Source organism: Actinomyces qiguomingii (assembly GCF_004102025.1).
Taxonomy (GTDB): domain Bacteria; phylum Actinomycetota; class Actinomycetes; order Actinomycetales; family Actinomycetaceae; genus Actinomyces; species Actinomyces qiguomingii.
In genome coordinates this window covers 1768768-1790907 of the sequence record NZ_CP025228.1, presented here as the reverse complement: position 1 = coordinate 1790907, position 22140 = coordinate 1768768, and the positions used below count along the sequence as shown (strand labels likewise).

Below are 22140 nucleotides of genomic sequence, written 5' to 3'. Positions count from 1 at the left end.
TGACTTCGGCCCGCCACGACCGGATCCTTGAGGCATGGATACGGTCAACAGTGAGCAGCTCGAAGAGATCATCGAGCGCTTGACAACCCTCGAACGCAAGCTCGACTGGGTGGCCAAAAGGATCTCCCGTGATGGGTACCCCGCGCTCGGTTCTGCGGAGCGTCCGCAGCCACGCTCCGCGCCGGTCGCCTCCCAACCCGACCGGCCGACGACTTTACCGACATCGTCCTCCTCACCGGCCGCGCCCCCCACGGCGCAACCACCCCGGACCCCGGCCCTGGCCACGTACCCGCCGGCCAAGCCCGTTCAAAAGGCCCCCGCCGCCCCATCGCACAACGCCCCGGCAGCAGTGGCGCCGAGCGGCTCCACTGGCGCCGCCGCCAACGACCCGTTCTCCACGCGGCCCATACGGCAGAAGCGCAACGAGGGCAATATCGGCAGATACGTCCTGTCCGGAGCGGCCGCGTTCCTGATCGTGTCCGCGGCAGTCAGCCTCATAGCCCTGGTCTGGGACCAGATTCCCGACGGCGTGAAAGTGGGGGCGCTGGGTGTCGTCGCCGTCGCCCTGGTCGCCGCGGGCACGATTGTCAACCAGACGCGGGAGCGGCTGCAGGTGGCGGCTGCCACCCTCACGGGCACGGGCGGTGCGCTCGGCTTCGTCGCCGTCATTGGTGCCACGCTGATCGCCGGGTTGACGCCGGTCGCCGCCCTGGGACTGATGGTGGCCTGGGCCTTCGTGCTGCTGCTGGTGTCTTGTGTCACCGCGCAGTTCTTCACGGCCGTCATCTCCATGCTGGGGGCTCTGGTGACCGTCGGCTTCACCACCTGGCAGGTGGCAACGCACCCGGAACAGGCGATCCTGGCCTGGTCCCTGATCGATATCTACACCGTCGCCCTGGCCGCGGTGGCCGCGATACTGCCGCGCTTCACGCCGCGCATGCGCCTGGCGCCCTGGCTGCCGACCACCTCCATGGTGGTCACCGGCACCGTACTGCTGACCGGTCCCTCCCGGCTGCTGGTGACGCAGCCGCTCACCGGCATCGTGCTGCTCGCCGCGCCCTGCGCGGTGCTCCTGGCGCAGGCGTATCACTCCACACGTCTACTGGCCGGAGCTGGAGCGAAGGAGGCCGCCGGATACGAGTGGGCCGGTACCGGCATCATCCAGGCGTTGGCGTTGCTGATGCTCGCATCCGCTAACGGCGTGGCGTCATCCACGCGCAACGGCATGTCCATGGCGTTCCTGGTCCTGGCCTGTCTGGCCACGGCCGCCCTGCTCCCGCAGCAGGCCGCCTCCCCGTGGCTGCGCGTCGTCGCGCCGGTGAACCTGGGGACGGTGCTCTGCGTCGCGGCGGCCGTCTTCGCTTTGAATATCGCGCTGCTGCCGCCTGCGGTGGCGGCGGTGGTGCTGGCCGCCGTACCTGTGGTGCGTGTCGGTTACAGCGCCCCCGTGCTGGTGCTCCCCCTGTTCAGCGCGGCCGCGCTGGTGGTGGGGCTCTCCCCCGATCGCAGCACCGTGATGCTGGGTGTTCTGGCCGTACTCATCGGCGTGCTCCCGACCGCTTCTCTTGAGGCGCTGCTGGCGCCACCGCCCCCGCATTCCGAGGAGCACGCGAACCGGCACCTGTGGCTGTCCGCGGGGATGTGGGTCGCGGCCGGTCAGTTGGTACTGACCATCCCCCGGTTGCTGGACCGGCTGGTTCCCGCAGACGACCTCGGCGGAGCGGGCCGGATCATGGCGCCGCTGCTGGCGGGCGCCCTGGCGTTGGCGCTGGCCGGCATGGGAGCATTCACGTCCCGGTGCAGCCCGCGCATGCTCGTCTCGGGTCGGCGCGCGGGGCAGCTGGCAGGCGCTAACGACCTGCACACCCCGCTCGTACCCACGGCGCCGCCCCTGGCATGGCTGGGCGAAGCGCTGTTGACGGCGCTGGCCGTCGCGGTGCTGGTGCGCGCCGACTCCCTGGACTTCCCGCTGCTGGCGGCGCCGTTGGTCGCCCTGGCGCTGGCCCTCGTGGTGGTCGGCGGGCGGATGCTGCTGCCCTGGCTGCGGCACTCCGTGGTGTCGCCCACCGTGACGCTGACCATTGCGCTCTCGCAGAGCCTGGCCCTGTGGTGGTCGGTGATTATCCTCACCGGCGCCTCCGCCTCCTCCCTGCTGGTCACCGGTGTGGTGCTGGCGACCGGCGCCGCGTGCATCGTCATCGGATTCCGGCTGCGCGCCACCACGCTGCGCCACTACGGGCTCACCCTGGTACTGCTGGTGGTATTCAAACTGGCGTTGGTGGATCTGGCCGGACAGAACTCGCTCACGCGGATCCTGGCGCTCATGGTCGCCGGCGTCGTGTGCTTCGGTCTATCGCTCGCGTACAACCACTTAGCACAGGAGCAGGCTGACCAAGGCACGATCGGAACCAGCCCCGCCGACCAGCGCAGTCCAGCGGGCCGCGGTGGAGCACCGTATTCTCGGTGAGCTCGGGATGAGCGGAAAGGCTGAGACTCCGCCGCTCCTCGCCGCCCTGTCCGACGCTGCGGCCGGTCACCAGCCGCGCTCCGCCAGCCGGTGGGGGGCGGGCAGATCCGCCACGTTGATGCCCACCATCGCCTCTCCCAGTCCCCGGGACACCTCCGCGATCACGGCCGGGTCGTCGTAGGCGGCGGTGGCCCGCACAATCGCGGCCGCGCGGGCGGCAGGATCACCGGACTTGAAGATGCCGGAACCGACGAATACGCCATCGGCCCCGAGCTGCATCATCATGGCGGCATCGGCCGGCGTGGCGATACCACCGGCGGTGAGCAGTGGCACCGGCAGACTGCCGGTGCGGGCGACTTCGGCCACCAGCTCGTAGGGCGCGGCCAGTTCCTTCGCGGCGACGTAGAGCTCGTCCTCCCGCAGGCCGTGCAGCCGGGCGATCTCCTCCCTGATGGTGCGGATGTGGCGCGTGGCCTCCGACACGTCGCCGGTGCCGGCCTCGCCCTTGGAGCGGATCATGGCGGCGCCCTCTGCGATGCGGCGCAGTGCCTCACCCAGATTCGTGGCACCGCAGACAAAAGGCACGTTGAAACGATGCTTGTCGATGTGATGGGCGTAATCCGCCGGCGAGAGGACCTCGGATTCGTCGATATAGTCGATCCCCAGGTGCTCCAGGACCTGGGCCTCCACGAAGTGGCCGATTCGGGCCTTGGCCATCACGGGGATGGAGACCGCGTCGATGATGGCGGTGATCAAGTCGGGGTCGGACATGCGGGCCACGCCGCCCTGAGCACGGATATCCGCAGGGACGCGCTCAAGCGCCATGACGGCCACGGCGCCGGCGTCCTCGGCGATGCGGGCCTGCTCCGGGGTGACCACATCCATGATCACCCCACCCTTGAACCTATCGGCCAGACCCCGCTTGACCAGGGACGAGCCAGCAGCCGAGGGGGAGGAGGTGGCGGAATCCGGGACGACAGGAGTTTCGTGTGCGCTCATGGCGTCATGCTCGCGACACCCGTGGCTCATTGTCAGGTCCACTTTGAGGCGACTTCTTTGGACCACCGGATACCCTAGAGCCTAAATGAGCCTAGGAGTCGGCGCGTGGCGCAGCCGGTCCAACAGATAGCCAACAGGCATGGGAGGCAGTGTGCTAATCATTGACCGCAGGCAGCCGATTCCCCAGCAGGTGGTGGTGGACATTCGCGACCGCATCGCCCGCGGCGGCCTCGCCCCCGGGGATCCGCTGCCGGCCACCCGGGTACTCGCGCGCGATCTCGGCATCTCACGTGGCAGTGTCGTGGCCGCCTACGACCAGCTCGTCGCCGAAGGTTTTCTCATCGCCACCCACGGCGGCACCCGTGTCAATCCGAAACTGCCCGGACCCCAGCCGCGCAGACGCGCCGTCGCCCGGGCGGCGACTAAGACCTCTCCACCCACCGAGCTCAAGCCGGGGGCACCCGTAACCGGGGTGCTCACCACCGGACTGTGGCGCTCCGCCTGGCGGGCCGCCGCCGCCGATCCCCGGCCACACCCCGCCTCCGGCTCAGCCGAGCTGCGCGAACTGCTGGCCACACATATTCGACGCACCCGGCAGGTCGATGTAGATCCGGCGCACATCCTGGTCACTGCCGGGGCACGCGACGGCCTGCGGTTGGCCCTGTCCGCGATCGGTGGCTGTGAAGGAGACCTGAGTGCAGGGGCACTGGCGATTGAAGAGCCCGGCTATCCCTCGCTGATCGGGATTGCCCGGGCACTGGGCTGGCGCACGGTCCCGGTCGACACCACGGCCTTCCGGGACGTACAGGGGTCCCCTGAGCTTCCCACCGGGACGCAGGCGGTGCTGGTCACGCCGAATCATCAGTTCCCGTGGGGTGAGCGCATGCCCGCCGGGCAGCGCCTGTCCCTGCTGGCGGCGGCACGCCGGGCGGGGGCCATGATCATTGAGGACGACTATGACGCCGAGCTGCGCAGCGCACCCGCACCCCTGCTGTCTCTTGATCCTCGCGAACGCGTGGTCATGCTGGGTTCCTTCGCCAAGACACTCAGCCCCGCCGTCGGCCTGGGCTACCTGGTGGCCCCGGAAGATGTGACGACGCGGATGCGCCCATTGTGTGTGCCCGTGTCTGGGATCGTGCAGGATGCGATGACGCGCTTCCTGTCCCAGGACGGCCTGCGCCGCCATGTGGCCCAGGCACGTCGGATCGAACGAAAGCGGCGGGAATTGTTCACCGAGGTCTTCCCCGAGGGTGTCCCGATGGAGGGCGGCCTTCACGCCGTAGTCCTGCTGGCGCCGCAGGCGGATGAGGCGGATGCCGTGGCAGCCTGTCACCGCGCGGGCCTGGGCGTGGCCGCAATATCGACCTATTGGGCCTCCCCGGGGGCGCCGGTCGGCCCGGGCGTGGTGCTGGGACTCGGCGCCCGCACACCCGCATACCTGCAGGAGTTGCTGTTGCGGCTGCGGAAGGTGCTCGTTCCCTTTTGCCTTCAATCTCCTCCGGAGCGGGCCTGCCAGGGCTTCTGCCCGCCCGCGGCGGAGCCGGTCAGCTCGCCGCCCGCCGTTGCTCCATCATCTGTCTGAGGTAGCGCCCCGTCCAGGAGCCCTCAACACCGGCGACCTGCTCCGGGGTGCCGGTGGCGACGACGGTGCCGCCCCCCTTGCCGCCCTCTGGACCCATGTCGATGATCCAGTCGGCATTAGCGATCACATCCAGGTTGTGTTCGATCACCACCACGGAGTTGCCCTTGTCCACCAGTCCCTGCAGCACGCCCAGCAGTTTGCGGATGTCCTCGAAGTGCAGGCCGGTGGTGGGCTCGTCCAGCACGTAGATGGTGCGTCCCGTGGAGCGGCGCTGCAGCTCCGTGGCGAGCTTGACGCGCTGGGCCTCACCGCCAGACAGGGTGGTGGCGGCCTGCCCCAGGCGCACATAGCCGAGGCCGACCTCCACCAGCGTGTTCAGGTGCCGGGCGATGATGGGGGTGGCGGCGAAGAAGTCGGCCGCCTGGCTGATGGTCATGTCCAGAACGTCGGCGACGGTGGCGTCCTTGTAGCGGATCTCCAGGGTCTCCCGGTTGTAGCGGGCGCCGCCGCACACCTCGCAGGGCACGTACACATCCGGCAGGAAGTTCATCTCGATTTTAAGGGTGCCGTCACCCTTGCAGGCCTCGCAGCGCCCACCCTTGACGTTGAAGGAGAAGCGGCCGGGGCCGTAACCACGCACCTTAGACTCGGGTACGGACGCGAAGATCTTGCGGATGTGGTCCCACACGCCCGTGTAGGTGGCGGGGTTGGAGCGCGGGGTGCGGCCGATGGGCGACTGGTCCACGTGCACGACCTTGTCCAGGTTGTCCAAGCCGCGCACAGTCTTGTGCCGCCCGGGCACGCCTCGGGCGCGGTTGAGGCGATTAGCCAGCGCCTGGTACAGGATCGAGTTGACCAGGGAGGACTTGCCGGAGCCGGACACGCCGGTGACGGCGGTGAATACGCCCAGCGGGAAGGTGACGGTGACGTCCTTGAGATTGTTTTCCCGGGCGCCAACTACGGTAACGGATCTTCCCTTGACTGGCTTGCGGCGGCTGGCTGGCATCTCAATAGCACGACGGCCGGACAGGTAGTCGCCGGTGATCGAGGCGTCGGCCTGCAGCAGGCCGGCAACCTCACCGGTGTAGACGACCTGGCCGCCCCGCTCCCCCGCCCCGGGGCCGATGTCCACCACCCAGTCGGCAGAGCGGATGGTCTCCTCGTCGTGCTCGACGACGATCAGCGTATTGCCCAGGTCCCGCAGACGCTCCAGAGTCTCGATCAGACGGGTGTTGTCGCGCTGGTGCAGTCCGATGCTGGGCTCGTCCAGCACGTACAGCACGCCGACCAGCCCGGAGCCGATCTGGGTGGCCAGGCGGATGCGCTGCGCCTCCCCGCCGGACAGGGTGGCGGCACCGCGGGACAGGCTCAGGTAGTCCAGGCCGACGTCGACGAGGAAGCCCAGGCGGGCGGCTATCTCGTTCAGGACGCTGCCGGCGATCTGGGCGGCCTGGCCGGTCAGCTCCAGCCCGGCCAAGAAGTCGCGGCACTCGCTGATGGACAGGTCGCACAGCTGGGCGATGGACTTGTCTCCCACGCGCACCGCCAGCACCTCCGGCTTGAGCCGGGTGCCGTTACATACGGGGCAGGGGATCTCCCGCATGTACCCCTCGTAGCGCTCCTTGGACCATTCGGACTCGGTCTCGTCATGCTTGCGCATGACGTAGTTGAGGGCGCCCTCGAAGCCCGTGGAGTAGATGCGCTCCCGGCCCCAGCGGTTGCGGTAGCGGACCTTGACTTCGAAGTCCTTGCCGCGCAGGATCGCATCCTTGGCGCGCTCAGGCAGGGCCCGCCAGGGGGTGTCGACGTCGAAGGAGAGCTCCTCGCCCAGTGCCTGGAGCTGGCGGGTGAAGTACTTCTGGTGGCCGGCCCAGGGGGCGACGGCGCCCTCGGCCAGGGTGAGTTCCTCGTCGGGGACGACGAGTTCGGGGTCGACCTCCAGGCGGGTGCCGATGCCGGTGCAGGCCGGGCAGGCGCCGTAGGGGGCGTTGAAGGAGAAGGTGCGCGGCTCCATCTCATCCAGTTGGATCGGATGCTCGTTGGGGCAGGCGCGCTTCTCGGAGTAGCGGCGGGTGCGGCCGGGGTCGTCCTCGGCCAGATCCACCAGGTCGATGATGACCAGGCCGTCGGCCAGGCCCAGGGCGGTCTCCACCGAGTCGGTCAGACGCTGGCGGATGCCCTCGCGCACCACCAGCCGGTCGACCACCACCTCAATGTTGTGCTTGAGCTTCTTGTTCAGGGCGGGCACCTCCCCCAGCCGGTGGGTGGCGCCGTCGACGCGCACGCGGGAGAAGCCGCGGCCCTGCAGCTCGGTGAACAGCTCGGTGTACTCGCCCTTGCGGCCGCGGATCACGGGGGCGAGCACCTGGAAGCGGGTGCCGTCCCCCAGCTCCCGGATGTGGTCGACGATCTGCTGGGGCGTCTGGGAGGAGATGACGGCGTCGCAGACGGGGCAGTGCTGGATGCCGGCGCGCGCGTACAGCAGGCGCAGGTAGTCGTAGACCTCGGTGACGGTGCCCACCGTGGAGCGGGGGTTGCGGGAGGTGGACTTCTGGTCGATGGACACGGCCGGGGACAGGCCCTCGATGAAGTCGACGTCGGGCTTGTCCATCTGACCGAGGAACTGGCGGGCGTAGGAGGACAGCGACTCCACATAGCGGCGCTGCCCCTCGGCGAAGATCGTGTCGAAGGCGAGGGAGGACTTGCCCGAGCCGGACAGGCCGGTGAAGACGATCATCTTGTCCCGCGGGAGGTCGATGCCGATGCCCTGCAGGTTGTGCTCGCGGGCGCCACGGATGATGAGGGAGTCGTTCACGGGGTCAGAGTGTAGGGCCAAGGCCCCACCTTCGTACACCCGTTCGACTGTGCGCCCAGCCATCCAGCTACACCTTCGCATAACAATTCACCCACGCTCGTCAGCCGCCAGACTCACCAACCATGCAGCACATGGCGACGCACGACGCGACACGAAAGAAGCGTCACGACATATCTCCAGGTCAGAGGTCATTTCGACCAATCGATAAACAAAAGCACCCGCAAACAAGCAACAACACACACGACGCTGACATCGCGTAATGCAAGATACCGCAGTGCCCGCTAGACATCGATTTGGCGCACGCTAGCACGCAGGGTTGCGTACAGCAGACCACACATGCAGGCTGTTAGCGGAAGGCAAAAGGTCTTCATGTCCCTTCCCCTGAACGGATACTGACATGCAAATCCGCCGATCCCTTGCAGTCGCAGCGCTTCCGACCTCCCTCATTGCAACGCCGCCCGCACTGGCAGGAACAGCCGTCACTAGCGACGGAGCCGCCAAGGCGTGGAACTCTGGTAACACGCTCTACGTCACGGACACGAAGGGGGATGACCACGCCGTCTATGGCAACGCCAACCACACCGGCAACCGCCTGAACAACCACTCCGGCTACGGATCGACCGTCTCCAAGACGTACAACTTCAAGGTGACTGCAGTCCGAGCCTGCGTCAATCTTCAACTGCAATCCGACAGGTGCAGTGCCTGGCGCTGACGAACAATCGCATACTGTGTGCGTATGAGTCCCACGCCGCAGCAACGGTCAGCCCTTCTTCATGATAAGCCTGAGGAAGTGCTGACCGTTCAAGGCCTCACCGTCTCCTTCGGGGAGCGCACCGTCCTGGACACCCTGGATCTGACTCTGCAGGCAAGCACCACCACCGCGCTCATCGGCCCCTCCGGCTCCGGCAAGAGCACTCTGCTGTCCGCCATCCTCGGACTGCTGCGTGCCGACGCCGGCTCCATCACCATCTGCGGCGAGGCCATGCAGGCCGGCAACAGTGCCAGCATCGCCCGCATTCGCCGCGAGCACATCGGCATGGTCTTCCAGGACGGCTACCTCATCGATGAGCTGACCCCCGTGGAGAACATCATCGTGCCGGCGCTGGTGGCGGGCGTGCCCGCCACCGAAGCCGAGGAGCGCGCCCGCGCGATCCTGGCCGAGCTGGGACTGACCGTGCAGGAACGGGCCACGTCCTCCTTCTCCGGTGGTGAGCGCCAGCGCATCGCCATCGCCCGCGCACTCATCAACTCCCCACAACTGCTCATCGCCGACGAGCCCACCGGTTCACTGGACCCCGCCAACCGCGACCGCGTCATGGACACGTTGGTGGCCCTACCGCATCAGCTGGGCTGCGCCATCCTGCTGGTCACCCACGACCCCATGGTTGCACAGCGCGCAGATCACGTCATGGCGCTGACCGACGGGAAACTGACGGCGACGGATCACCAATCCGGGCTGGCGGCGGGCCGATGAACCGTCGTCTGCTGTCCGGTCTGCTGCGCATCGGCACCAGCCTGCGGCACTCGGAGTCCCGGCTGCTCGCGCGCACCCAGACCGTGGCCTTGTTCCTGGGGACGTGTCTGCTGTGCCTGAGCCTGGCCGGCCTCGCACTGACCTGGTTCGGGGATGCCCTGCACCGGGAGCGCGCCGAGTCCATTGCTCCGCAGCTGTGCGACGCGCAGGAGGCCACCGTCCTGTACCGCTTCGGCGGCTTTACCCAGGTGAACAACCGCCCGGTCACCGTCATCGTCCTCTCCCCACTGAGCGACGACGCCCCGTTGCCCCCGGGCGTGGACCAGTGGCCCGAGCCCGGCGAGGCCGTGGTCTCCCCCGCCCTCGCCCGAGACCTGACCGGGCAGTTGGAGGGGCTGTTCGGCCCCATCTCCGCCGAGATCGGCCTGGACGGCCTGGAGGTGCCACAGGAGCGGCGCGTGTACCTGCGCCCAACCGAACAGGCACTCAACGCGGATGGGATGGAGTCGATCTGCGGCTTCGGTGCAGTGGTTGAGGGCGGCGCCTACGCCGGCTCCGGCTCACTGAACGCCTCGCCCGTGGCGGAGGTACTGCTGCTGGTGGCCGGGGTGCTGCTGCTCCCCGCCCTCGGAGCCACCGCCTCCGCCTCCTCGCTGCGTGGGGAGGAGAACCGGCGGCGTATCACCGCCCTGGTGACCTCCGGTCTGCGCCGCCGCGACCTGGCGGTCATCGACCTGGCGGAGACCTGGCCGGGAATCCTCGGCGGTTTTGTGCTCGCGGGGGCGCTCACCGGCGTTGCCATGTACATGGATGTGCGCGTTCCGTGGGTGGACGCCTGGTTCCCGGCCGCGGATACGCGCCGGTTGGCCTGCCCCATTGTTGCCGCCCTGCTGATCGGCGCGGTGCTTACCGTCGCCATTGTGCTGCTCGGCCGCGGGCGCGGCCGCCACGTCGCCGTTCCCCGGCGGCATCACCGCCGCTGGCAGAAAGCCAGCCCGTCGCTGCTGCTCATCTGCGGTTTGCTTCTGGCGATTTGGTTCCCGCTGTGGAATCCCTCCTCCGTGTTCAAGCAGTTCGCCTATGCAATCGGCGTGGTGCTCACAGTGCTGGCGCTGCCCGGAGTCGTGACGGCGTTGTCCGCCTGGTGTGGGCGGATGCTGGCCCGCTGGGGCTACCGTCGCAGTCACGCCGGGCGCCTGATCGCAGGCCGCCAGTTGGTGTCCTTGTCCAAGGCCAGTAGCCATCTGGCACTGGCGATGACGCTGGCGCTGCTGGCCGGAGGCCAGATCCAGCTGTGGGCGAGTTCCATGTCCCCGCAGTACTTCGAGTCAGTAGAAACCCTGAACAGGTGGGGTGAGAAGGTCGCCGTCCTTGACCATCTGGATGCGGCCGCTGCTTCCGAGGATCTGGTTGCGCTCTTGCCCAATGAGGTTGGGGCATTCTCTGCCGGAACCGACTTCGACGAGTCGGATGCGGCCGACGCCGAACCGGTGCCCCATATCGAAGCCGGCTGCGAGCTGCTGTCCTCCTGGGGGCTGGACTGCGCCCAACAGCAGGTCGCGGCCACCGAACTGTTGACGAACGTTCCCGTCCTCGGGCAGGTGTACGAACTCGCCGGCGCAACCGACATTGAGATCACTCCAACGACCGACCCCGCCCAGATCATGCGCGGTTACGAGACCGGCAGCGGCGTTTACCTCATGTCGGTGAACGGCGCGGATCTCGATATGCGCGGGATCGAGCGGATGCTGCATGCAAATGCCCCTGGTGTGCAGATCATCACCCAGCCGCAGGAGTGGATTACCGCCGGTCAGGTGCAGTACATCCGCGCCCGCTGGACCGTGACCCTGGGCGCCGTCGGACTGTCGGTGCTGGCGATCGTGCTCGGGCTGGCACTGGCGCATGACTCCGCGCGTGCCGCCCGCAACCTGGCGCCTGTGGGCGCTCTGTCCGGTTCGGTGTCATGCGCAGCCTCGACGGCCCGCTGGCGCACCGGCGTGATCGTGCTCGCAGCCGGGCTGACCGCAACGGTCCTCTACCGCGTTTTGCCGATCGGCATGGCCCGAATCTCCACGGACAACGACATCGCCACATGGCAGCCCAGCAGCGCGTACGTTGCCGTCTGCTTGGCGATCACGGTGCTGGTAGCAGCCATTGCCAGCATCAGCGCGGCGCGCGCCACTGGACGTGCCACCCGCCGTTGGCGCCCCTGACCGCCCGTACGCGTCTCACCGGTCCCTCACCCGGCACCACCGCCAAGGCTCCTGAGCCGCTGCTCCCGCCTCTTCCTGGGCGGCGGGCATACGTTTTACGACCTTGGGGTGCGTTTCACGACCACCCCAAGGTCGTAAACCACACCCCAAGGTCGTGAATTGCGAGAGATGGCCGCGACAGGCATCCGCCGCGGCCACGGACAAGGTCCGGATCGCCCCCGCCATGTGGCGGCTCGGGCGTCTCCATAAGCCGGCCCCGTCAGCGGCTGATCAGGAACACCGGCTCCGGAGACTGCGATGATTCATCGACGAGCACATAGCCGGTCCCGTCCAGGCAGAAGTTCGCGATTCCAACACTTCCGTCCTCCGGATAGACCTCCGCGGCGCCCTCGCGCGCCGGCCCCACGGGGTGGGAGTCTGCGTAGGCCTGCACTGCATCGATGGGGTCAACCACCTTCAGCGCGGTGTCGAGCTGGAGTACCAAGTGCCAGTCTCCTCCTTCGGTGAGAACCGTGCCGCCGGAGTACCGGAAAGCCTCGGTCCCGTTCACCGTCCAGTAGGGAAGGCCGCCGACCTTGGTCTGGAGCGTGAAATCGAAGTCGTGCGGGTACGCAATACTCTCCGGCAAAGCGGCATGTCGGGCATCGAAGAACGCGGGCTCCAGGGATGCATCCACGCCGTCGTCGTGCACGCGCCACCGCAGCGCCCACAGCTCGAGCAGCACCGGTGTGCCCTCTGGCGCAGCTACTGCCATATCACCCAGTTCACCGAAGCCAACCAGCTCAACGCGGTTGCGGCCCGTGGCCGGCTCCCAAAAGGAGCAGATGCTGTAACGCTCGCACTTGAACACGAACATGACCTGACCCGCAGGCGTGTGAGGCAGCTGCGCGGACTCCCCGGCCTGGAGGAGGAAGGACATCGGCAGGCCACACTCGGCGCATAGAGGCCAGCCCCTGTCGACGGGCCACCCGAGCGGAAGACCGCCCACCTTCACGACCTCGCGGGGAATCGGGGACTGCGGCGCCCGGATCGTCCACTCGGGAATACGGCACAGCATGGCGCGAGCGTAGCCGATCAAGGACGCGCATCCCGGAGGCAGACGGCCGGGCCGGAGGATGGCTAGGCTGGCGGCATGAGCAAGATCTTCGCCGTCGAGTACCACTACGTCACCGACCAGGACGAGGCCATGGCCGCCCTCCGCCCCACCCACCGCGCCTTCAACGCCGCGCTGGCCGAGCAGGACCGGCTGCTCGCCGCCGGCCCCTACGTGGGCACGCATGACGCGCTCATCGTGGTGCGCGCCGACGACGCCGCCGGAGCCCTGGCCCTGCTGGAGGAGGACCCCTTCAACCAGGCTGGCTTCATCGCCGAGCGCATCCCCCACGAGTGGAACCCGGTGATCGGCGTCCTGGCCTGAGACCCCGCCGCCCGCCGATAATCAGGTCAGTTCACCAGGCCACGGCCGCGTAGGTGGTCCACCAGGCGGGGGCGCAGCAGGTAGACCGCCTCAATGCCCGCCACCGCGGCGGCGGAGACGATCAGGATCACCAACCAGGTGCCCGCCGCGGGCCAGGCCAGCAGGAAGAAGTCGCGCACCGCAGGCACGAACACGCCCAGCACCGCGATTCCGGCCATCGCCGCCACCAGGCCGAGCCGCCAGCCCAGCAGCGGCCGGGCCGTCAGCGTCAGTAGCCACAGTCCGGCGCACACCAGCACCAGGGTGGCGCCGGTAGTCACCTGCGCCTGTGCCGCCCCGGAGGCGACCAGCCAGGTGCGGGCCGCTAGGGTGGCGCAGCCGGCCACTAGTCCCGCCGGAACCGCCAGGGTCAGCACCCGGCCCAGGAAGCCGGCCCGGTAGCGGCGGGAGTTGGGGGCCAGAGCGAGAATGAAGGCCGGGACGCCAATGGTCAGGGACGACACGATGGTCAGCTGCCGCGGCAGGAACGGATAGGCGATGGCGGTCATGGACACCACCACGGCGATCAGCGAGGCGTAAACGGTCTTCGCCAGGAACAGCGAGGCGATGCGCTCGGTATTGGCCATGACCCGCCTGCCCTGCGCCACCACGCCCGGCAGGGCGGAGAACTCCCCCTTCAGCAGCACCAGTCGGGCCACCGCCTTGGTGGCGGGCGCCCCGTTGCCCATGGCTATGCCCAGGTCGGCGTCCTTCAGGGCCAGGGCGTCGTTGACGCCATCGCCGGTCATGGCCACCACCCGGCCCCGCGACTTGAGCGCCCGCACGAAGGCGCGCTTCTGCTCGGGGGTGACCCGCCCCAGCACGCTCGCCCCCTCCAGCGCGTCGGCCAGGCGCTCGGCCTCCGGTCCGTCCGGCTCCGCCTCCTGCGGCAGGGTGCGGGCGTCGACGGCGACCGGCTCTCCACCATCCGGCCCGGTCACGCCCGCGCGGCGGGCCACGGCGGCAACCGTGTCCGGGTTGTCCCCGGAGATCACCTTCACTTCCACGCCCTGCCCCCGGAAGTAGTCCAGGGTCTGGGCGGCATCGGGGCGGACCTCCTCGGCCAACACCACCAGCGCCACCGCCTCCAGACCACCGGGCAGCAGATGATCCTCGGCGCCCTCCCCGCAGGGCTCGCTCGAGCGGGCCAGCGCCACCACTCGGGCGCCGTCGGCGGCACGCTCGCGCGCCCGTACCAACACTTCCTCGCCGCCCTGAACGCCTCCCAGCACGATCTCCGGCGCACCCAGAACCCAAGTGGTGGCGTCGTAGCGTACGGCCGACCACTTGCGTCGTGAGGAGAAGGGTACGGCGACCTCCACCGAGCGGGAGCCGACCGCGGCGGCCCTCTCCCCCAGGTAGTCCGCCCCGGCGAGCCCGCGGGCGACGGCGACGGCGGTCGCATTGGGGTCCTCGCCGCCGCTCACGACGGCCAGCGCCTCCAGCACCTCCCGCCCCGGGGCGCCGCCGTCGGGGGCGGTGACCTCCTCCAGGCGGATCGCGCCGGTGGTGATCGTGCCGGTCTTGTCCAGGCACAGGGTGTCCACCCGGGCCAGGACCTCGACGGCGGGCAGCTCCTGCACCAGCACGTTTCGGCGCGCCAGCGCCAGGGAGGCGGTGGCGAAGTTGACGGAGGTGAGCAGCACCAGCCCCTGCGGCACCATGCCGATCACGCCGGCGATCCCGGCCACCAGCGCGAAGCGCCACTGCCCGGAGGTCAGGGCCTGCGTCACGCCGCCGTTCTGCCGCAGCTGCGACCAAACCAGCAACAGGGCCACGGGCACAATCACCCAGGAGATCCAGCGCAGCACCCGGTTGGTGCCCTCCTGCAGCTCGGAGCTGACCACCGAGTAGCGGCGGGCCTCACGGGCCAGCCGGTGGGCGTAGGCGTCGGCGCCGACCGCCGTGGTACGCACCAGGGCCGTGCCCGCGGTGACGGTGGTGCCGGACATGACCCGGTCCCCCGGCGTGGGCCGCACCGGGGCCGACTCACCGGTGAGTATCGATTCGTCCAGTTCCAGGTTGTCGCTGGTCAGCACCACCGCGTCGGCGGGGACCTGTTCGCCGCTGCGCAGCCGCAGCACGTCGTCGAGCACCACCTCGGCCACATCCACCTGCTGCTCGACTCCGTCGCGCAGCACGTGGGCACGTGGGGCCTCCAGGACGGACAGGCGATCCAGGGCCCGCTTGGCGCGTACTTCCGCAATGGTGCCGGTGGCCGTATTCAGCAGCAGCACGAAGCCGAACAGGGCGTCCTTCCAGGAGCCAAACAGGAGAATCAGCACCAGCGCGGTGCCGAGGATCGCATTGAATACGGTGAAGACATTGGCGCGCAGGATCGCGGCGGCGGAGCGAGAGCTGCGGTCCCGGTAGGCATTGGTTTTCCCGGCCTCGACGCGCTGGGCGACCTCATGGCTCGTCAGCCCGGTCGTATCCGGCATGGTGGCCAGGGCGGTTGTGGCGGGTGTCGTGGTCACGGGGTCAGCATGTACTTTCCTGCCCGGAACTTCCTGAGAAGGTCTCAGCGTGTTGGCGATTCAGGCGCCGGACTGTGCCGTGACGGTCGCATGCGTGGACTGGCCGATACCGCCGTCCGCCGCCTCGCTCTCGTCCCGCCGGGCGCGTCGGCGTGAGACGAGCACCGAGGCCACCACGGTGATGAGAATCACCACCACTATGAATCCGAGGGAGACGCCGATGTCGGGTTCGGGAATGACCTGCCAGGGCTCGCCGCCGTTAATGAAGGGCACCTCATTGGTGTGCAGGGCGTGGTTGATCAGCTTGAATCCAATGAACCCCAGGATTGCAGCCAGCCCGTAGTGCAGGAAGACCAGTCGGTCCAGCAGCCCGTCGATCAGGAAGTACAACTGCCGCAGCCCCAGCAGGGAGAAGGCATTGGCCGCGAACACCAGGTAGGGCTCGCTGGTCAGGGAGTAGATCGCCGGGATGGAGTCCACGGCGAACATCACGTCGGCGGTGCCGATGGCAATCACGCACAGCAGCATGGGAGTGATCATGGTGCGGCCGGCGTGCCGGTGAATGAGTTTGCCGCCGACGAATCCGTCGGTCATGGGCACCACCTTGGCCACCAGACGCACCAAACCTGTGGGCCGGTACTCCTCGTCGTCGTGCGCGTCGGGCTCCTCCACACCTTCAAGCGCCTGAGACACGGCCGTCCACGCCAGCCAGGCACCGAAGAGGTAGAAGATCCAGGAGAAGTTCTCGATCAGGGCGGCGCCCGCCAGAATGAAGGCCAGCCGCAGGAACAGGGAGATGATGATGCCAGCCAGCAGCACCTCCTGCTGATACTTCCGAGGCACCCGGAAGGCGGCAATCATAATGACGAACACGAACAGGTTGTCTATGCTCAGCGCCTTCTCGGTGATGTAGCCAGCGAAGTACTCCTGACCGTAGGTACCGCCCCAGATCGCCCACACGATGCCGCCGAACGCCACCGCCATGGCGATGTAGCCGATGGACCACTGGGCGGCTTCCTTCAGGGTGGGCTCATGCGGGGTGCGGACGTGACCGACGATGTCGATCGTGATCATCGTGACGATGACGGCGGCCAGGGCGAGCCAGCCGAGGGCGTGGACATCCACTACATGTACCTCCGGTACGGTTGTGGTACCGGAGGTCTCCTCCCGCCAGGGGCGCGGACGGCACCCGTCTTCTGGCCTGCGACGCCGGGGGCCGGGGCTGCCGCGGTGCGGTGCCGGTCCGGCCTGCCGTGATGACGACGTCGCTGTTGCTGGGAGTACTCCCCTCCGTATGGGCTTATGCCCCGAGTCTATCGCCGTGGCCCGGCGGACCCGCTACCCGGGGCGGTCCCACGCGGTGTGGGGTTGCCGACGCCGACGTGCTCCCCAACGCCGGTCGATACCACCTCAGGAGGCGGCCCGCATGTCACGCAGCTCCTTCTTCAGGTCCTGGATCTCATCGCGCAGACGCGCGGCCAGCTCGAAGTGCAGGTCCTCGGCGGCGGCGTGCATCTGGGCGGTTAGTTCCTGAATCAGCCCGGCCAGGTCCGACTGGGCTGCCCCGGCGAGCTTCTCGCGCACGGTGGCCTCGGCTGCCTGCTTGCGGCGGGAGACGACCTGCTTCTCTTCGTGTCCGCGGTAACCGCCAGCCAGCAGCTCGGCGGTGTCGACGTCTTCGCGGGCGAGCATGTCGGTCACGTCGGCGATCTTCTTGCGCAGCGGCTGCGGGTCGATGCCGCGGGCGGCGTTGTAGGCGAGCTGCTTGGTGCGGCGCCTCTCGGTCTCCTCAATGGCCTCCGTCATGGCGGGGGTGACCTGGTCGGCGTACATGTGCACCTCACCGGAGACGTTGCGGGCGGCCCGCCCGATCGTCTGAATCAGGGAGGTCGATGAGCGCAGGAAGCCCTCCTTGTCGGCGTCGAGGATCGCCACCAGCGACACCTCCGGCAGGTCCAGGCCCTCACGCAGCAGGTTGATGCCTACCAGCACGTCGAAGTCCCCCAGCCGCAGCGAGCGCAGTATCTCCACGCGGCGCAGGGTGTCAACATCGGAGTGCAGGTACTCCACGCGCACCCCCCGGTCGGCGAGGTAGGTGGTCAGGTCCTCGGCCATGCGCTTGGTCAGCGTGGTGACTAGGACGCGCTCGTGCTTGTCGACACGGCGACGCACCTCCTCCAGCAGGTCGTCGATCTGCCCCTCGGTGGGCTTGACGACGATCTTGGGGTCCACGAGCCCGGTGGGACGGATGATCTGCTCTACCACGCCGTCGGCGCGCCGGGTCTCATACGGGCCGGGGGTGGCGGACAGGTAGACGGTCTGCCCCACCCGATCTTCGAACTCGGCGAAAGTCAGGGGCCGGTTGTCCAGGGCGGAGGGTAGGCGGAAGCCGTGATCCACCAAGGTGCGCTTGCGGGAGGCGTCACCCTCGTGCATGGCGCCGATCTGCGGGACTGTCACGTGGGACTCGTCGATCACCAGCAGGAAGTCCTCGGGAAAGTAGTCCAGCAGCGTGTTGGGGGGCGTGCCCGGGGAGCGGCCGTCGATGTGCATGGAGTAGTTCTCCACCCCGGAGCAGGAGCCGATCTGCCGGAGCATCTCCAGGTCGTAGGTGGTGCGCATGCGCAGCCGCTGCGCCTCCAGCAACTTGCCGTCGCGCTCCAACACCGCCAGGCGCTCGGCTAGTTCCTCCTCGATACCGGCAACGGCCCGCTCCAGGCGCTCGGGTCCGGCCACATAGTGGGAGGCGGGGAACACAAACACCTCATTCACCTTGTCGATGATGTCTCCGGTGACCGGATGGAGGGTGGCCAGGGCGTCGATCTCATCTCCGAAGAACTCCACCCGGATGGCCAGTTCCTCATACATGGGGATGATCTCCACAGTGTCTCCACGCACGCGGAAGGTGCCGCGGGTAAAGTCGATGTCATTGCGCGTGTACTGCATGGTGACAAAGCGCCGCAGCAGCTCGTCGCGGTCGATCTGTTCCCCCACGTGTAGAGGAGTCATGCGGTCGACGTACTCCTGGGGGGTGCCCAGGCCGTAGATGCAGGACACGGAGGAGACCACCACCACGTCCCGGCGGGTGAGCAGGGAGTTGGTGGCGGAGTGGCGCAGCCGCTCGACCTCGTCGTTGATGGAGGAGTCCTTCTCAATGAAAGTGTCCGTCTGGGGGACGTAGGCCTCCGGCTGGTAGTAGTCGTAGTAGGAGACGAAGTACTCCACCGCGTTATTCGGCAGCAGCTCGCGGAACTCGGCGGCCATCTGGGCGGCCAGGGTCTTGTTGGGCTCCAGGATGAGGGTGGGGCGCTGCACCTGCTCTACCAGCCAGGCGGTGGTTGCCGACTTGCCGGTGCCGGTGGCACCCAACAGCACTATGTCCTTCTCCCCCGCGTTCAGCCGTTCGGCCAACTCGGCGATCGCCGTGGGCTGGTCACCGGAGGGCGTGTAGGGGCTGATGACCTCGAAGGGCTTGGCGGCGCGGCGCAGGTCGGTTACGGGACGCATGGCTCCAAGGCTACGCGCCACCCACGACACCTTCTACGCGTGCCTCAGGAGGTCATTGTGCGCTGATCGCAGCCGCCCTCCCAGAACAGGTAGGGATAGCTGCGCGCCTGGGCGTCGGTGGCACCGGCCGCCAGACCGCCGATGAGGGTCGCTGAGGTCAGCGCGAGGGCAGCTCTTGGGGTCAGAAGCGGGGCACGCATGGTGTAGTTCCTTCCTTGGTCCATTACCGGCAGGGTCGGTCGGGTCCTGGCAATGAGGCTATTGCGCCCGCGCTGGTGTTCCTATGGGGAGCGCTTCCTGCCCGACCCGCATCCCGCCTACATGGCGGAAAGCCGCTGCCAGAGCTCCTCAACGGAGCGCGCCAACTCCTCCAAGGATCCGGAGTTCGTCAGCACGACGTCGGCGACGGCGCGCCGCTCGGCGTCGGTGACCTGGGAGGCGATGCGCGCCAGGGCTTGTTCCCGCTCCAGGCCGCGGCGCTCCAGACGCGCCAACCGGGTCTCCAACTCCGCCTCCACCACCACGACGACGTCGAACATGCCCTCCATCTGCCCCTCCACGAGCAGAGGGACGTCATAGACCGCCACCGCGTCCACCGGCGCAGCCTCCAGGCGCGCCCAGGCCTCCGCGGCCACAAGCGGCAGGATGATCTCCTCCAGGCGGGCGCGGCGCAGCGGATCGGCGAAGACAATGCGGCCGAGTGCGGACCGATCCAGGGCTCCGTCCGCCCCCAGGACCCGTTCCCCGAACTCGGCGACAACCGCCGTGAGGCCCTCGCTGCCGGGGGCCACCACCTCACGGGCAATGGCGTCGGCGGACACGACCTCCGCTCCGCGGGCCGCCAGCAGGCGGGCGACTTCCGACTTGCCGGCGCCGATACCGCCGGTCAGCCCCACATACAGGGCGCGCCCGGTGCGCCGAGGGCGCGGGATGCGGGTGGAGGCCTTGAACATGGCAGTGCTCATGGCACCATCATGCCCGCTTCACCCCTCGGTCAGCTTCAACCCGGCCACGCACGCGATCAGCCCCGTTAGCAGCAGCACCCGCACCAGGGACACCGGCTCGGCGCCAGTGGACATCGCCCATACTGCGGTTGTGGCCGCCCCCACCGCGGTCCAAACCGCGTATCCCGTGCCAACAGGAATCTCCCGCAGCGCATAGGCCAGCCCAGTCATCGAGGTCAGGCAGGCCAGTAGGAACACAACCGTGGGCATCAACCGTGTGAATCCCTCGGACCGGCTCAGTGCGGTGGCCCAGACAGCCTCGAAAAGGCCGGAGCCGACCAATATCAGCCAGGACATGCACGCACCTTCCGCGGGGCCGTCCCCAAGTGTGATCCGTGGACTCCGGGTCGTCCCGGGTGGGGCTAGGCTAGCAGCTTCCCGCGGGCCGAGCCTCTGGCATCCACGCGGATTATTCTTCTTCCTCCGCCTGCTCCTCGGCTCGATGGCGGCCGCCCCGACCACGGCCGTAGGGGGCGATGGTCTGCTCCACCGCCAGGATGCGGTCGGTGACCCCTGGCGGTGGTGTCTTGCTGCGTTCGAGCTGCTCACGGCAGCGCTTGCACGCCTCCCGGGCCGCCGACGCCCGCGTATGGTCCTCCGACACGCCCTCAGCCATTCGTTCGGCCAGGGCAATCAGGGCCAGGGCGCTTGTCTCGGGATTCCCGACCGCCTCCACTAACGTCCCGATCCGCTCACCGAGACGCCCCATCGGCCAGGTATCCATCAGTTCACCCATCCGGGTCCAATGCGTCTGCGTGGCGTCCCGATCCGCGCGCGCGTGGGTGCCGCGAGCGGCCGTGGCCAAACTGGCACAGGCCAGCTCCACCCACCCCTGTGACAGGCACAGCTCGGTGGTGTCCAGCGCCTCCTTCTCGGCGCGCTCATCGGCACCCAGCTCCAACAGTAGGCGCGCAAAGGCAATGCGCAGGTCAACGACCGCCTCCAGCTGGGAGTCGTCGACCACTTCGGCAAGGGACTGGCCGACGACCTCCGCGGTGGTGATGGCTCGCTCGTGAACGGACTGAAGACCGTAACCGCGGGCTAGCACTAACAGCTGGTCGACCTCCGCCAGCAGGGCGCGACGATCCGTGAGTCTGGGCGCGGGGACGGCAGGACCGGTAACGGTGCCATAGGAGCGGCTTGCCAATCCGGCCGCCTCCGCCGCCATGCGGGACTCCGCCCGGTAGGAGATGGTGTTGTTGCCGTTGCGCCTGTCGAAGCAGGCCGCCAATGCGCGGGCGAAGGCGGTGACCGCGTCGTAGGCGTGGACGACGGTGTCCCAGCCGGTCACTGCCGGCGACTCAACCCACTGGTTGGGCCAGTTCAGGGTCGAGCCAATGGCGTTGGCTCCGTATCCCGCCCGATTGGCCTCGCGCAGGACCAGGCTGGTGCCCACGGCGGCATTGAGCAGGCTCCAGGCACTTGACTCCTCACCGGTGAGATCCGTGTGGCGCAGCCGGGCGAGTCCCCGCTCCCACTGCCCCGACAGTCCCAGGTACTCCAACTCATCCCCGAGCAGCCGCAGTCGCAATGGAACGGGTGCCTTGAGCAGCGTCAGTGAAGCCAGGGCGTCCTCCGCCTCCACCCGCCGGTGCTGGGCTAGATAGGGCAGCAGGCCGGCCGACAGTCTCAGGGCGGTGCCCGCCGGGTCGGCCTCGGGCCGGGTGGGCACCGCCGTCGTAGTGCGGATGACGCCGGAGTAGTCGTCGTGCATGCGCGCCGTCGCCAGGGTGGCGCCCAGATCGACCGTGTCGAAGGAGAACAGGCGAGCCACACGCAGGTTCTCCAGGGCGTCGGCGCTGCGACCGTAGTAGGTGCACAGCTCTACCTGCGCATAGCGCAGCGGCAGCACTGACAGGCCCGCACCGCGGCGCGCGGCGGTGCAGGAGGCAAGGGCCGCGTCGATGTCGTCGCTGGGCCGATCAGGATCTTCTCCCAGCCCGGCCAACCAGATTCGGTCCACGGCCGACAGCGCCCCGGCGAATTCCTCCGCCGCTCCCGCCGACGGCTCGCCTGCGGGCGGATCGGCGACAATGAGCCGATACAGCCGCTGCTGCGTTTGCGGGCTGCGCGGATCACCGGCGTCCCGGATCAGCGGGGCGAGCTCATCCCAGGTCGTCATTATCACTCCCGTACTCGGTGGATT

Annotated in this window: 16 protein-coding genes; 6 read left to right on the top strand and 10 right to left on the bottom strand. The window is 68.4% G+C overall.

Annotated features, from left to right (window positions below):
- Positions 1–34: 34 nt before the first annotated feature.
- A complete protein-coding gene (locus CWT10_RS07300) occupies positions 35–2467 on the top strand; it encodes a DUF2339 domain-containing protein (protein WP_103064347.1) in 2433 nt (810 codons plus the stop codon).
- Between the two features lie 66 nt (positions 2468–2533).
- On the opposite strand, the gene pdxS is transcribed toward CWT10_RS07300, so the two are convergent.
- Positions 2534–3466, bottom strand: a complete 933-nt coding sequence (pdxS, locus tag CWT10_RS07295; RefSeq protein WP_103064346.1) for a pyridoxal 5'-phosphate synthase lyase subunit PdxS — start codon at positions 3464–3466, stop codon at positions 2534–2536.
- A 139-nt stretch (positions 3467–3605) separates the two neighbouring features.
- Between pdxS and pdxR the strand changes: the two genes are divergently transcribed.
- On the top strand, positions 3606–5048 hold the full coding sequence (pdxR, locus tag CWT10_RS07290; protein ID WP_103064345.1) for a MocR-like pyridoxine biosynthesis transcription factor PdxR: 1443 nt from the start codon (positions 3606–3608) through the stop codon (positions 5046–5048).
- On the opposite strand, the gene uvrA is transcribed toward pdxR, so the two are convergent.
- Positions 5011–7863 (bottom strand): excinuclease ABC subunit UvrA, encoded by a 2853-nt coding sequence (uvrA, locus tag CWT10_RS07285; RefSeq protein WP_103064455.1) that lies wholly within the window; start codon positions 7861–7863, stop codon positions 5011–5013. The genes pdxR and uvrA overlap by 38 nt on opposite strands.
- A 397-nt stretch (positions 7864–8260) precedes the next feature.
- On the opposite strand from uvrA, the gene CWT10_RS07280 reads away from it, so the two are divergent.
- The 3 genes from CWT10_RS07280 to CWT10_RS07270 all read left to right on the top strand — a co-directional run bounded on the left by CWT10_RS07280 (position 8261) and on the right by CWT10_RS07270 (position 11550).
- On the top strand, positions 8261–8575 hold the full coding sequence (locus CWT10_RS07280; RefSeq protein WP_103064344.1) for a hypothetical protein: 315 nt from the start codon (positions 8261–8263) through the stop codon (positions 8573–8575).
- A gap of 78 nt (positions 8576–8653) precedes the next feature.
- Positions 8654–9337 (top strand): ABC transporter ATP-binding protein, encoded by a 684-nt coding sequence (locus tag CWT10_RS07275; protein WP_199176399.1) that lies wholly within the window; start codon positions 8654–8656, stop codon positions 9335–9337.
- The gene (locus tag CWT10_RS07270) at positions 9334–11550 is read left to right on the top strand and encodes a hypothetical protein (protein ID WP_103064342.1); all 2217 of its coding nucleotides are present in this window, start codon (positions 9334–9336) and stop codon (positions 11548–11550) included. The genes CWT10_RS07275 and CWT10_RS07270 overlap by 4 nt, the downstream gene beginning before the upstream one ends.
- 259 nt (positions 11551–11809) lie before the next feature.
- On the opposite strand, the gene CWT10_RS07265 is transcribed toward CWT10_RS07270, so the two are convergent.
- Positions 11810–12607: a hypothetical protein gene (locus CWT10_RS07265; RefSeq protein WP_128683332.1), complete on the bottom strand. Its 798-nt coding sequence runs from the start codon at positions 12605–12607 to the stop codon at positions 11810–11812.
- Between the two features lie 75 nt (positions 12608–12682).
- Between CWT10_RS07265 and CWT10_RS07260 the strand changes: the two genes are divergently transcribed.
- Positions 12683–12967 (top strand): YciI family protein, encoded by a 285-nt coding sequence (locus CWT10_RS07260; RefSeq protein ID WP_086615570.1) that lies wholly within the window; start codon positions 12683–12685, stop codon positions 12965–12967.
- 26 nt (positions 12968–12993) lie between these two features.
- Here the strand turns inward: CWT10_RS07260 and CWT10_RS07255 are convergent, their stop codons facing one another.
- The 7 genes from CWT10_RS07255 to CWT10_RS07230 form a co-directional block, all read right to left on the bottom strand.
- On the bottom strand, positions 12994–15447 hold the full coding sequence (locus CWT10_RS07255) for an HAD-IC family P-type ATPase (RefSeq protein WP_103064454.1): 2454 nt from the start codon (positions 15445–15447) through the stop codon (positions 12994–12996).
- Between the two features lie 96 nt (positions 15448–15543).
- Positions 15544–16608: a TerC family protein gene (locus tag CWT10_RS07250; RefSeq protein WP_103064340.1), complete on the bottom strand. Its 1065-nt coding sequence runs from the start codon at positions 16606–16608 to the stop codon at positions 15544–15546.
- A gap of 285 nt (positions 16609–16893) precedes the next feature.
- Positions 16894–18990 (bottom strand): excinuclease ABC subunit UvrB, encoded by a 2097-nt coding sequence (gene uvrB, locus CWT10_RS07245; protein ID WP_103064339.1) that lies wholly within the window; start codon positions 18988–18990, stop codon positions 16894–16896.
- Between the two features lie 44 nt (positions 18991–19034).
- Complete coding sequence (locus tag CWT10_RS16765; protein ID WP_158247710.1) at positions 19035–19190, bottom strand: hypothetical protein; 156 nt, start codon at positions 19188–19190, stop codon at positions 19035–19037.
- A 117-nt stretch (positions 19191–19307) separates the two neighbouring features.
- Positions 19308–19886 (bottom strand): dephospho-CoA kinase, encoded by a 579-nt coding sequence (coaE, locus tag CWT10_RS07240; protein WP_103064453.1) that lies wholly within the window; start codon positions 19884–19886, stop codon positions 19308–19310.
- 87 nt (positions 19887–19973) lie between these two features.
- Positions 19974–20291 (bottom strand): DMT family transporter, encoded by a 318-nt coding sequence (locus CWT10_RS07235; protein ID WP_103064338.1) that lies wholly within the window; start codon positions 20289–20291, stop codon positions 19974–19976.
- A 112-nt stretch (positions 20292–20403) separates the two neighbouring features.
- Entirely contained in the window at positions 20404–22116 is a 1713-nt protein-coding gene (locus CWT10_RS07230) for a hypothetical protein (protein WP_103064337.1), read from the bottom strand.
- Positions 22117–22140: the final 24 nt, after the last annotated feature.